This window comes from Streptomyces sp. CB03234 (assembly GCF_001905885.1).
In the GTDB taxonomy this organism is placed as follows: Bacteria; Actinomycetota; Actinomycetes; order Streptomycetales; family Streptomycetaceae; genus Streptomyces.
The window spans coordinates 269,195-281,644 of sequence record NZ_LIYH01000007.1; the positions used below are offsets into that span (position 1 = coordinate 269,195).

Annotated in this window: 11 protein-coding genes; 2 read left to right on the top strand and 9 right to left on the bottom strand. The window is 69.8% G+C overall.

All coding sequences use genetic code 11. The features are described from left to right. Positions 1-343: 343 nt before the first annotated feature. Together pafA and AMK26_RS29820 are read right to left on the bottom strand one after the other, a co-directional pair. Complete coding sequence (gene pafA / locus AMK26_RS29815; protein WP_073758312.1) at positions 344-1,705, bottom strand: Pup--protein ligase; 1,362 nt, start codon at positions 1,703-1,705, stop codon at positions 344-346. 9 nt (positions 1,706-1,714) lie between these two features. Next, on the bottom strand, positions 1,715-2,995 hold the full coding sequence (locus AMK26_RS29820; RefSeq protein ID WP_073758314.1) for an MFS transporter: 1,281 nt from the start codon (positions 2,993-2,995) through the stop codon (positions 1,715-1,717). A 65-nt stretch (positions 2,996-3,060) separates the two neighbouring features. Here AMK26_RS29820 and AMK26_RS29825 point away from each other — a divergent pair, with 65 nt between their 5' ends. Beyond that, positions 3,061-4,170, top strand: coding sequence for a LacI family DNA-binding transcriptional regulator (locus tag AMK26_RS29825; protein WP_079277870.1), 1,110 nt, complete (start codon positions 3,061-3,063; stop codon positions 4,168-4,170). A gap of 278 nt (positions 4,171-4,448) precedes the next feature. On the opposite strand, the gene prcA is transcribed toward AMK26_RS29825, so the two are convergent. The 5 genes from prcA to arc form a co-directional block, all read right to left on the bottom strand. Then, entirely contained in the window at positions 4,449-5,210 is a 762-nt protein-coding gene (gene prcA / locus AMK26_RS29830) for a proteasome subunit alpha (RefSeq protein ID WP_073758316.1), read from the bottom strand. A gap of 61 nt (positions 5,211-5,271) precedes the next feature. Further along, positions 5,272-6,117: a proteasome subunit beta gene (prcB, locus tag AMK26_RS29835; protein WP_073758318.1), complete on the bottom strand. Its 846-nt coding sequence runs from the start codon at positions 6,115-6,117 to the stop codon at positions 5,272-5,274. Between the two features lie 149 nt (positions 6,118-6,266). Beyond that, complete coding sequence (locus AMK26_RS29840) at positions 6,267-6,485, bottom strand: ubiquitin-like protein Pup (RefSeq protein WP_016325855.1); 219 nt, start codon at positions 6,483-6,485, stop codon at positions 6,267-6,269. Between the two features lie 167 nt (positions 6,486-6,652). Beyond that, positions 6,653-8,164 (bottom strand): depupylase/deamidase Dop, encoded by a 1,512-nt coding sequence (dop, locus tag AMK26_RS29845; RefSeq protein ID WP_198944198.1) that lies wholly within the window; start codon positions 8,162-8,164, stop codon positions 6,653-6,655. 268 nt (positions 8,165-8,432) lie between these two features. After that, positions 8,433-10,199 (bottom strand): proteasome ATPase, encoded by a 1,767-nt coding sequence (arc, locus tag AMK26_RS29850; RefSeq protein ID WP_073758322.1) that lies wholly within the window; start codon positions 10,197-10,199, stop codon positions 8,433-8,435. A 232-nt stretch (positions 10,200-10,431) separates the two neighbouring features. On the opposite strand from arc, the gene AMK26_RS29855 reads away from it, so the two are divergent. Next, positions 10,432-10,743 (top strand): ferredoxin, encoded by a 312-nt coding sequence (locus tag AMK26_RS29855; RefSeq protein WP_073758324.1) that lies wholly within the window; start codon positions 10,432-10,434, stop codon positions 10,741-10,743. A 4-nt stretch (positions 10,744-10,747) separates the two neighbouring features. Here AMK26_RS29855 and AMK26_RS29860 read toward each other — a convergent pair whose 3' ends face one another. Both AMK26_RS29860 and AMK26_RS29865 read right to left on the bottom strand, forming a co-directional pair. Continuing rightward, on the bottom strand, positions 10,748-11,320 hold the full coding sequence (locus tag AMK26_RS29860; RefSeq protein WP_073758326.1) for a hypothetical protein: 573 nt from the start codon (positions 11,318-11,320) through the stop codon (positions 10,748-10,750). A gap of 228 nt (positions 11,321-11,548) precedes the next feature. Further along, positions 11,549-12,436: a tRNA (adenine-N1)-methyltransferase gene (locus AMK26_RS29865; protein ID WP_073758328.1), complete on the bottom strand. Its 888-nt coding sequence runs from the start codon at positions 12,434-12,436 to the stop codon at positions 11,549-11,551. Positions 12,437-12,450 lie beyond the last annotated feature (14 nt).

Genomic DNA, 12,450 nt, shown 5'->3' on the forward strand with positions numbered 1-12,450 from the left:
CCACCCACGCGTCCGGGCGAGAGGCGCCGCCCGTGCATCCCGCGCGAGAGGGGCCCGAAGTACCCGGGCGGGAGGCCCCCGAAGCCGGGTGTCCCCACGAACCGGAGAAAGGCCCGACACACGCGTAGCCGAAGCCCGCCCCCCCCACACACACCGGGAGAAAGCCCCGACCCGGGTGAGACGCCGCGAGGCGCAGGCGGTCCCGCCCGCGAACCGGGAGAGGCCCGGCGCCAAGCCCGCGGAGCCAAAGGCCCATCCAGCGCCCGGCTGGGGCGCGGGGCATGGCCGACCGGGCCGGCCAGGCCCGGCGCGGCGGGCCTGGCCGGGGAGGCGGGAAGGTGGGTCACATTCCGGCGATGAGCTTCTCCACCCGGTCGTCGACCGACCGGAAGGGGTCCTTGCACAGCACGGTCCGCTGGGCCTGGTCGTTGAGCTTGAGGTGGACCCAGTCGACGGTGAAGTCCCGTCGCTGCTCCTGCGCACGGCGGATGAAGTCGCCGCGCAGCCGCGCCCTGGTGGTCTGCGGGGGCACCGACTTGCCCTCGAAGATCTTCAGGTCGTTGCAGATCCGGGCGGCCTGTCCCTTCTTCTCCAGCAGGTAGTAGAGCCCGCGCCGACGGTGGATGTCGTGGTACGCGAGGTCTATCTGGGCGACCCTCGGGTGCGACATGGTCATGTTGTGCTTGGCGCGGTACCGCTCCAGCAGCTTGTACTTCATGACCCAGTCGATCTCGGTGCCGATGCGGTCGAGGTCCTCCTCCTCGATCGCGTCCAGCGTGCGGCCCCACAGCTCCAGGACCTGCGCGACCGTGCCCGTACGGATGCCGCGCCGGTCGACGAAGTCGGCGGCCTTCTCGTAGTACTCGCGCTGGACCTCCAGGGCGGAGGCCTCCCGTCCGCTGGCGAGGCGGACCTTGCGCTGTCCGGTGATGTCGTGGCTGACCTCGCGGATCGCCCGGATCGGGTTCTCCAGGGTGAGGTCGCGCATCACCGTGCCGGCCTCGATCATGCGCAGCACGAGGTCGGTGGCGCCGACCTTCAGCAGCATGGTCGTCTCGGACATGTTCGAGTCGCCGACGATGACGTGCAGGCGGCGGTACCGCTCGGCGTCCGCGTGCGGTTCGTCGCGGGTGTTGATGATGGGCCGGGAGCGGGTCGTCGCGGAGCTGACGCCCTCCCAGATGTGCTCGGCGCGCTGGCTGACGCAGTAGACGGCGCCGCGCGGGGTCTGCAGCACCTTCCCGGCACCGCAGAGCAGTTGCCTGGTGACGAGGAACGGAATGAGGATGTCCGCGAGCCGCGAGAACTCTCCGTGACGGGCGACGAGATAGTTCTCGTGGCAGCCGTAGGAGTTTCCCGCCGAGTCGGTGTTGTTCTTGAAGAGATAGACGTCGCCCGCGATTCCCTCCTCGTGCAGGCGGCGTTCGGCGTCGACGAGCAGGCCCTCGAGAATGCGCTCGCCGGCCTTGTCGTGGGTGACCAGTTCCGTCACGTTGTCGCATTCGGGAGTTGCATATTCCGGATGCGATCCCACGTCGAGGTAGAGGCGGGCGCCGTTCCGCAGGAAGACATTGCTGCTGCGGCCCCATGACACGACACGGCGGAAGAGGTAGCGCGCCACTTCGTCAGGAGACAGTCGGCGCTGTCCCCTGAACGTGCACGTGACGCCGTACTCGTTCTCCAGCCCGAAAATGCGGCGGTCCATGACTGAACATTACGCCTGATGGCGTGTGCTGAAACCGGGTTCGACGGCACCGTTTCGATCATTTTCCGATGTCGCCACGACATCTGCGGTGTGTTGTGCTGCCCGGCGGGGAACTGCCAGTACGCGCTGGGTGGCCAGGAGGACGAACAGGGCGACGAATCCGCCGACCGCCGCCACGCCGAAACTCGCGGTGGTGCCGGAGAGCTGGACTACCGGCCCGGCCACGGCCGTTCCGGCGGCGGCCCCGACGCCGAAGGTGGTGACCAGCCAGGAGAACGCCTCGGTGACCGTCCCGCGCGGGGCGTGCCGGTCGACGACGATGAACGCACACGCGATGGCGGGCGCCAGGAACACGCCCGAGAGGGCCGCCAGGGCCGTCATGGCCACCACGCCGGGGGTGAGCATCAGCGGCAGGTAGCCCAGCGCGAGCAGGCCGGCGAGGACGCGCAGGCGGCGCTCCGGAGCGCCCGCCCACTGCCGGGCTCCGTACACCGCGCCACCGACCAGGGCCCCGAGGCCGAGGGCGGCCATCAGCCAGCCGTAGACGGACTCGCGGCCGTGGTCCTCGGCGTACGCGAACCCGGCGACGGTGATGGAGCCGAGGGCGAGGCCGACGAAGAAGAACGAGCCGAGCAGGGCCAGCAGCCCGGGTGAGCGCAGCGCGCCCAGCCAGTGGGCCTCGCGGGGCGCGGAGCGCCAGGTGCGGGACGGTTCGGACAGGACGACGGACAGGGCGCCGAGCACCCCGATCGCGTTGATGACGAGCAGGGCGGCGGCGGGCGACCAGAGCGAGACGAGCAGCGTCACCAGCAAGGGTCCGACGGTGAACATGACTTCCTGGGCGACCGCGTCCATGGCGTACGCCCGGTGGACCCGGTCCTCGCGGCCCAGGACGCTCGGCCACAGGGCGCGCAGGCCGCCCTCCAGGGGCGGGGTGAACAGCCCGGCGACGGCGACGGCCGCGTAGGCCAGGAGGAGCGGGTCGATGCCGGTGAGAACGAGCAGCGCCATGCCGAGGGCCGAGACGAAAGCGGCGGGGAGCTGGACGCGGGGCTGGCCGTACAGGTCGACGGCGCGGCCGAGGAGGGGCTGGCCGATGGCGTTGCCGATGCCGTACACGGCGGCGAGCCCGCCGGCGAGGCTGTAGCTGCCGCCCTCGGCCCGGGTGAACACCATGATCGCGATCGGGCCTGTGCCATTGGGGAGGCGTCCTATGAGGGTGCCTATGAGCAGCCTGGCGGCATGGGGTGCCTTCAGGATGTCGGCGTACCCGCCCGGTGCGGCGGCCATGTGCTGCCCCTCTCCCCCGGCACCTGCCCGAGGTTTTACGTATAACGTCCGCCGTCATACGTACCATGACGGCATCCCGCGGGTCCACCCCCGCGGTCCTGATCGTCGAATCGGAGGCGTGCGTGCACCACCCGGACCCAGCGGTTCCAGACCCGGACCCGACACCCCGCCAGGCGCGCCCCACCAGCCGGGACGTGGCGCGTGCCGCAGGGGTGTCGCAGGCCACCGTGTCGCTCGTGCTGGGCGACAAGTGGCGCGGCCGGGTCTCGGAGCGCACCGCGCGGCTGGTGCGGGGGGCGGCCGACGAGCTCGGATACCGGCCCAATCTCGCGGCGCGCAACCTCCGCCTGGGCCGTACCAGGACCGCGCTGCTGGTCGTGCCCGCCCTCACCAACGAGTTCTTCGCCCGGGTCTACACGGGCGCCGCCGCCGTCGCCGCCCGATACGGGTTCGGCGTGGTCCTGTACCCCTCGCCCGAGGGCGTCGGCCCGGCGAGGGACCCGTTCGCTTCGGCTCGGGCGGCACTGGACGGGGTGATCGCCTCCTCCATGGCCGCCGACGCGCTACGGACGATCCGTGGCACGGACCTGCCGCTGGTGATGCTCGACAGCGATCCGGCCGACCCTGGCGCCGCCGCCCATGTGAACCTCGACATCGCCGACGGCATGCGGCAGGTGACGGACCATCTGCTGACCCTGGGTCACCGCCGCTTCCTTCACCTGTCGTCCGCCGTCCCGTCCTGGACCTTCGACGTACGCGGCCGGGCCCTGGCCGCATGCCTGGGCGGCGTCCCGGACGTCTCCGTACGGACCGTCGCGGCGCCGCTGGAGGTGAACGGTGCCCGTGTGGCCACCGAGCGCGCGCTGACCGCGCCCGGACCGCGCCCCACCGCCCTGGTCTGCGACGACGACATCGTGGCCGCGGGCGCCTGCAAGGCGGTACGGCGACTGGGGCTGCGGGTCCCGGAGGACGTGTCGGTCACCGGGTTCGACGACCTGGCGCTCGCCACGGCGGTGGAGCCGGAGCTCACCACGGTCCGGCTGCCCGCAGAGCGGATCGGTGAGCGCGGTATGGCGGCCCTCCTGGACGTCCTGGCGGGCCGCCCGCCGGAGCGCGGCGACCTCCCGGTCACCCTGATGCCCCGCGGCTCCTCCGGGCCCCCACCGGCCGCCTGACCGCCGGCGCCGGAACCTCCCGCCGCCGGCCCTTCAAGCGGGGCCGCTCACGCCCGTGGCTCTCACGCCCGTGCCCCTACACGCCCGTGGCCCTTCACACCCGATCCCCCGGGGCTCGGGCCCCACCGGGCCCGTGGCCCCTGACGCCCGTGCCCGGACACCGGGCCCGTGCCCCGAGCCGATACATGCCTCGGCGGCTCACCGAGGGGCGCCCGGAGCCGGCACGCCGGTGCCCCGGGTCCCCCGCGCGGGGATCCGGGGCACCGGTCGGCCTGGGGTCAGTCCTCCGACTCCTCCGGCTCGTCGTCCGAGGGCGCGTCCGTCGGGGTGGAGGCAGAGGCGTCCGCCTCCAGGAGCCGGGACAGCTGGCGCCCGACGATCCGCTTGAACTTGCGCTGCTGCGGGCGCGTCCGGTCCAGGATCGCCACCTCCAGCCGCTCGGCGGGGATCTCCCGCTCGCTGCCGTTGGTGTCCCGGGACAGCGCCTGCACGGCGAGCTTCAGCGCCTCGGCGAGCGACATCCCGTCGCGGTGCCGCTGGTCGAGGAAGCTGCTGATCTGCTCGGCGTTGCCGCCGACCGCGACCGAGCCGTGCTCGTCCACGATCGATCCGTCGTGCGGCAGCCGGTAGATCTGGTCGCCCTCCGGGGAGGTCCCCACCTCGGCGACGACCAGCTCCACCTCGTACGGCTTCTCGCCCGCGCTGGAGAAGATGGTGCCCAGCGTCTGGGCGTAGACGTTGGCGAGGCCACGGGCGGTCACGTCGTCGCGGTCGTACGTGTAGCCGCGCAGGTCCGCGTAGCGCACGCCGCCGATCCGCAGGTTCTCGTACTCGTTGTACTTACCGGCCGCGGCGAAACCGATCCGGTCGTAGATCTCGCTGAACTTGTGCAGCGCACGGGACGGGTTCTCACCGACGAAGACGATGCCGTCGGCGTACTGCATCACAACCAGGCTGCGACCACGGGCGATGCCCTTGCGGGCGTACTCCGCCCGGTCCTGCATGGCCTGTGCGGGCGAGACATAGAACGGCGTCGTCACCGGCTATCCGTCCCTTTCTTCAGATGGGCAAACATCAGAGCGCGACCTCGGAGCGCGGACGTCAGAGCAGCGCGGCGCGCGGGCCGTCGGGCTGTTCCAGGCGGCGCTCCAGGATCGCTCGGGCCGTCTCGGAGGACTCGGCCTCGGTCAGCCGCCGGAAGCCCTCGTCGGTGATCACGGTGACGATCGGGTAGATCCTGCGGGCCACGTCCGGGCCGCCGGTCGCCGAGTCGTCGTCCGCCGCGTCGTAGAGCGCCTGCACGACCAGGGTGATGGCCTGCTGCTCGGTGAGGTCGTCGCGGTAGAGCTTCTTCATGGCGCCCCGGGCGAAGATCGAACCCGAGCCGGTGGCCGCGAAACCGTGCTCCTCGGAACGGCCGCCCGTCACGTCGTAGCTGAAGATCCGGCCCTTCTCGCGGTCGACGTCCCAGCCGGCGAAGAGCGGGACGACGGCCAGGCCCTGCATGGCCATGCCCAGATTGCTGCGGATCATGGTGGAGAGGCGGTTCGCCTTGCCCTCCAGGGACAGCTGGACGCCCTCGACCTTCTCGAAGTGCTCCAGCTCCAGCTGGAAGAGCTTGACCATCTCCACGGCGAGGCCGGCGGTCCCGGCGATGCCCACCGCCGAGTACTCGTCGGCCGGGAACACCTTCTCGATGTCCCGCTGGGCGATCATGTTGCCCATCGTGGCGCGCCGGTCACCGGCGAGCACCACACCGCCGGGGAACGTGGTGGCGACGATGGTCGTGCCGTGCGGTGCTTCGATGGCGCCCTGCAGGGGCGGCAGCGTCCGCTTGCCGGGCAGCAGCTCGGGTGAGTGGTCGGCCAGGAAGTCCATGAAGGACGAGGAGCCAGGCGTCAGGAAGGCTGCCGGCAGACGCCCGATGCTACGAGGGTTGGCTTCCACGCGTTTCCTTCCGAAATGAGGCGGCGGCCCGCCGCTGCGACGGCCGGGCCGATCATGCGTGCTGTGCACGGACCTTACCCGTGCCGTCGCCGGTCATCCGTCCCGGTGCCGTCGGCTTTCCCCGACGGCACCGGGAGGGACAACGAGCTCTACTGTCCGCCCTTTTGCACGAAGGACCGTACGAAGTCCTCGGCGTTCTCCTCAAGTACGTCGTCGATCTCGTCGAGTACGGAGTCGACGTCGTCGGACAGCTTCTCCTGGCGCTCCTTGAGGTCCTCGGAAGCCTGCGCGTCCTGCGCCTGCTCCTCGACCTCCTCGGTGGAACGTGTGGCCTTCTGCTGCCCGCCGCCGGTGTCCTTGGTCGCCATATCCCTCACCCCGCTCGGTTTGCCCGCTTGGTTCGGTCTCTCAAGATCAGACCCTACAAGGACGGTCTGACATCGGCCCTGTACTTTCTCCAACGTCCAGGGAGTATCCCCATGATTCCCGGAGATCCCCGGACCAAGCTCTTTTCGTACGAGTACCCGGCCGGCCCTCAGTGGCCGGACAGGACGCGGACCAGGTCCTCCGCCGTACGGCAGCGGTCCAGGAGCTCCTTCACATGGTTACGTGTACCGCGCAACGGTTCCAGGGTGGGGACCCGCTGCAGAGAGTCACGTCCGGGCAGGTCGAAGATCACCGAGTCCCAGGAGGCCGCGGCCACGTCGTCGGCGTACTGCTCCAGGCACCGGCCCCGGAAATAGGCCCTGGTGTCCTCAGGAGGCTTCGCCTGCGCTCGTACGACCGCGTCCTCGTCCAGCAGCCGCTTCATCCTCCCCCGGGCCGCCAGACGGTTGTACAGGCCCTTGTCGGGCCGTACGTCCGCGTACTGGAGGTCCACGAGGTGCAGCCGTGCCGCGTCCCAGTCGAGCCCGTCACGGCGCCGGTAGCCCTCCATGAGCTCCCGCTTGGCGACCCAGTCCAGCTCCCCCGCCAGGCTCATCGGGTCGTTCTCCAGCCGGTTCAGGGTGTCCTCCCACCTGACCAGCACGTCCTTGGTCTGCTCGTCGGCGTCGGCGCCGAAGCGCTCCTCCACGTACTTGCGGGCCAGCTCGAAGTACTCCATCTGCAGTTGCACAGCGGTGAGTGTCCGGCCGCTGCGCAGCGTGATCAGATACTGGAGCGAGGGGTCGTGGGAGACCTGGTGCAGCGTGCGCACCGGCTGGTCGACGGCGAGGTCGACGGTGATGAAGCCGTCCTCGATCATGGACAGCACCAGGGCCGTCGTGCCCAGCTTGAGATACGTCGAGATCTCGGAGAGGTTCGCGTCGCCGATGATCACATGGAGCCGGCGGTACTTCTCGGCGTCGGCGTGGGGCTCGTCCCGGGTGTTGATGATCGGCCGCTTGAGGGTGGTCTCCAGGCCGACCTCGACCTCGAAGTAGTCGGCGCGCTGGCTGAGCTGGAAGCCGTGCTCGTGGCCGTCCTGGCCGATGCCCACACGGCCGGCGCCCGTGACGACCTGCCGGGAGACGAAGAACGGGGTCAGGTGGCGCACGATGTCCGAGAAGGGGGTCTCCCGCTTCATCAGGTAGTTCTCGTGCGTGCCGTAGGAGGCGCCCTTGTTGTCCGTGTTGTTCTTGTAGAGGTGGATCGGCTGGGCGCCGGGGAGCTGGGCGGCCCGCTCGGCGGCCTCCGCCATGATCCGCTCGCCGGCCTTGTCCCACAGGACGGCGTCGCGCGGGTTGGTGACCTCGGGGGCGCTGTACTCGGGGTGGGCGTGGTCGACGTAGAGCCGCGCGCCATTGGTGAGGATCACATTGGCCAGGCCGATGTCCTCGTCCGTGAGCTGGCTGGAGTCGGCGGCCTCGCGGGCGAGGTCGAAGCCGCGGGCGTCCCGCAGCGGGTTCTCCTCCTCGAAGTCCCAGCGGGCGCGCCGCGCCCGGTGCATCGCCGCCGCGTAGGCGTTGACGATCTGGGACGAGGTGAGCATGGCATTGGCGTTCGGGTGGCCGGGGACGGAGATCCCGTACTCCGTCTCGATGCCCATTACTCGCCGTACAGTCATGCGGCCCTCCTTGCCCGGCGGCGTCCCCGTCCGGGAACGGCGCTCAAGTACCGCTGCTTCTCCGGTGCGTGTGCGGTGCCCGTCCCCGCACTGCGCGACTCGGCGGTACGGAAGAGCCTAGAACGCCTCTGCGCTGGTGGGGAGATCAATTGAGTCATTGCTCGGTGGTGGTCGGAATGATGGCCGGGGGCCGGTGAAAGCAACCGGCCACGGATGCCCTCCCCCGCCGTGGACGGGGACTCCGGGGCACCCGCAGCCGGAATGCGATCTACAGGTACTGACCGGTATTCGCCACCGTGTCGATGGACCGACCGGTGTCGGCGCCCTGCTTTCCGGTGACGAGGGTACGGATGAAGACGATCCGCTCTCCCTTCTTTCCGGAGATCCGGGCCCAGTCGTCCGGGTTGGTGGTGTTCGGCAGGTCCTCGTTCTCCTTGAACTCGTCCACGCAGGCCTGGAGGAGGTGGGAGACCCGAAGGCCCTTCTGGTTGTGGTCGAGGAAGGCCTTGATGGCCATCTTCTTCGCCCGGTCGACAATGTTCTGGATCATTGCGCCGGAGTTGAAGTCCTTGAAATACAGGACTTCCTTGTCACCATTGGCGTACGTGACCTCGAGGAACCGGTTCTCCTCGGATTCCGCGTACATCTGCTCCACGACCGACTGGATCATCGCCTGGGCCGCGGCTTCCTTGGACCCATTGTGCTCGGCCAGGTCGTCCGCGTGCAGCGGCAGCGAGGGTGTCAGGTACTTGGCGAAGATGTCCTTGGCCGCCTCCGCGTCCGGACGCTCGATCTTGATCTTCACATCGAGCCGGCCCGGCCGCAGGATGGCGGGGTCGATCATGTCCTCGCGGTTGGAGGCGCCGATGACGATGACGTTCTCCAGGCCCTCCACACCGTCGATCTCGGCGAGCAGCTGCGGAACGATGGTGTTCTCCACGTCCGAGCTGACACCGGAGCCACGGGTGCGGAAGAGGGACTCCATCTCGTCGAAGAAGACGATCACCGGGGTGCCCTCGCTCGCCTTCTCACGAGCGCGCTGGAAGACCAGGCGGATGTGCCGCTCGGTCTCACCGACGTACTTGTTGAGGAGCTCGGGGCCCTTGATGTTGAGGAAGTAGCTCTTCCCGGCGGGCTGCCCGGTCACCTCGGCGACCTTCTTGGCAAGGGAGTTGGCGACGGCCTTCGCGATCAGCGTCTTGCCGCAGCCGGGCGGACCGTAGAGCAGGATGCCCTTCGGGGGCCGCAGTTCGTGCTCCTTGAACAGGTCGGGGTAGAGGTACGGAAGCTCGACCGCGTCGCGGATCAGCTCGATCTGGTTGCCCAGACCGCCGATCTTGCTGTAGTCGACGTCCGGGACCTCCTCCAGGACGAGCTCCTCGACCTCGCTCTTCGGGATCACCTCGTAGACGTAACCGGACCTGGGCTCGAGCAGCAGGGCGTCACCGGGCCGGATGGTGATGTCCAGCAGCGGCTCGGCGAGCCTCACCACCCGTTCCTCGTCGGTGTGCCCGAGCACCAGGGCGCGCTCGCCGTCCTCGAGGATCTCCTTGAGGGTGACGATGTCCCCGGCGCGCTCGAACTCCATGGCCTCGACCACGTTGAGCGCCTCGTTGAGCATCACTTCCTGGCCGCGCCGCAGCTCGTCGAGCTCGACGCTGGGGCTGACGTTCACCCGGAGCTTGCGGCCCCCGGTGAAGATGTCGCAGGTGCCGTCCTCGTTCGCCTGCAGGAAGACACCGAAGCCGGCCGGAGGCTGCGCGAGCCGGTCGACCTCCTCCTTGAGGGCCACGATCTGGTCGCGGGCCTCACGGAGCGTATTGGCGAGTCGCTCGTTCTGCGCGGACACGCCGGCCAGGTTGGTCTGCAGCTCGACGATCCGCTCTTCGAGAATCCTCGTGTGACGCGGAGAGTCGGCGAGCTTACGTCGCAGGACGGCGATTTCCTGCTCGAGATAGGCAACCTGGCCGGCAGGGTCTTCAGACCCCCGCCCCGGCCGGATGCCGCGGTTGATGTCGTCGTCGTGGGCTGCCACGGTCCTCACCTCCTCCAAGGGGAGCTGGACGCTTCCTGACCCTACCTGGGTGGGTGGTGATTGAAACCCCTAGATCACAAAGACTCTCGGGGTGTGTCCGATCTTCACCCTTGCGCTCTCCCTCGCACCAGGGGGATACCCACCCATCAACACTTGAAAGCGGGCGGTTGTATCGTCGGAGTGGTCAACACCCGTCAGGGTTGGCCCGACTTACCACACCAGAGGCAGGAACATGACCGTGCAGCACGAGGCTCCGACCACGGGCGCCGGCGAGGCCCTGGAGGTCTGGATCGACCAGGACCTCTGCACCGGCGACGGCATCTGCGCGCAGTACGCCCCCGAGGTCTTCGAGCTGGACATCGACGGCCTGGCGTACGTGAAGAGCACCGACGACGAGCTGCTGCAGGACCCCGGCGCCACGGCGCCCGTTCCGCTGCCCCTGCTCCAGGACGTGGTGGACTCCGCGAAGGAGTGCCCCGGCGACTGTATCCACGTGAGGCGCGTCTCGGACAGGGTCGAGGTCTACGGACCTGACGCTGGGTGACCGATTACGCACCAAGGGCTTCGGCCGGGGCGGAACGGACGAACTTGTCCCCCTCCCACCGCCACTTGACCGTCTCCCACTGATCGGGACAGCACCGCGGTACGCCGGGCGAGGAGTAGCCGAGCAGGGTCGCGGTGACCACTCCCGCACGTACGGCGACGTCGCTGACGCTGCGCCGCTCGGCGGGCTCGACGAGGGTGGCCACCACACGCGCCCCGGAGCCGCCGCGGGACAGGACGTACACGCCGCTCGGCGGCGTTCCGGAACCCGCCTGGCAGTGCGCCGCCACGACCGTTTCCGGCCGGCCGTCGCCGTCGATGTCACCCGTCGCCCTCTTCGCCACCACGCTGGGCGCGCCCGCGCATTCGAGCGGGTACGTCACCGCGGCCGGGTCGGGAGCGGGCGCCGGGGCGGGGGCTCCCGCTGTCCGGATGCCGCCCGTCTGGGAGGCGGTGGCGGCTTCCGGCTGGAACATCCCCGCGGCGGCGACCACCGCGGCCATCGCGGCGGCGGTGGCGAGCCAGTGCACCGGGCGGGCGTGGGTGTGCGCGAGGTCCGGGAGGGCGGAGGTCTGCACGCGGAGTGTCTCCTGTGAGCTGTGCGGTGGGGGGTGGCCAGCATCGTGCCATACGTCACAGTGAGGCGGAACCGGGGGGTCGAGCTGTGTTTCCCTCGCAGCGCACCACGGAGTGCCGGCGGAGCGCCGAACGTAAAGGCGCCGCCGTCGAGTTCCCCCACCGGTGGCGGGAACTCGACGGCGGCGCCGTCGCGTTGTCGGGGCGTCAGCCCCGGTCATTTCCCTGCGTCAGCCCTTGTTGGGGCCTTCGTAGTCCTCGCCGTACGCGCCCTTGGCGGGGCGGCGGCGGCGCATCGGGGGCTCCACGCCGTCCGCGAGGCGGCGGGCGGTGAGCAGGAAGCCGGTGTGGCCGATCATGCGGTGGTCCGGGCGGACCGCCAGGCCCTCGACGTGCCAGTTGCGGATCATCGACTCCCAGGCGGCCGGCTCGGCGAAGCAGCCGATCTCGCGGATGGACTCCACGGTGCGGGCGAGCTGGGTGGTGGTCGCGACGTAACAGCAGAGGATGCCGCCGGGGACGAGCGCCTTGGAGACGGCCTCCAGGCACTCCCAGGGGGCCAGCATGTCCAGGATGACCCGGTCGACGTCGGTGTCGGACAGGTTGTCCTGGAGGTCGCCGACGGTGAGCTGCCAGGCGGGGTGCGGGCCGCCGAAGTAGCGCTCGACATTGCCCTTGGCGATCTCGGCGAAGTCCTCGCGGCGCTCGTAGGAGTGCAGCATGCCGTCGTCTCCGATGGCGCGGAGCAGGAAGCTGCTGAGCGAGCCGGAGCCCACACCGGCCTCGACGACACGTGCGCCGGGGAAGATGTCGGCGAAGGCCAGGATCTGCCCCGCGTCCTTGGGGTAGACCACGGCGGCGCCGCGGGGCATGGACAGGACGTAGTCGGGGAGCAGGGGACGCAGCGCGAGGTAGGCGACGTTTCCCGTGGTACGGACAACACTGCCCTCGGGAGCACCGATCAGCTCGTCGTGCGGGAAGGAACCCTTGTGGGTGTGGAAATTCTTCCCGGCCTCGAGCGTGAACGTGTAGTGGCGTCCCTTGGGGTCGGTGAGCTGGACCTGGTCCCCGACCTCGAAGGGCCCGCGACGGCGGGCGGCACCGGTCGGTTCGGACATGTGACCAGTGTATG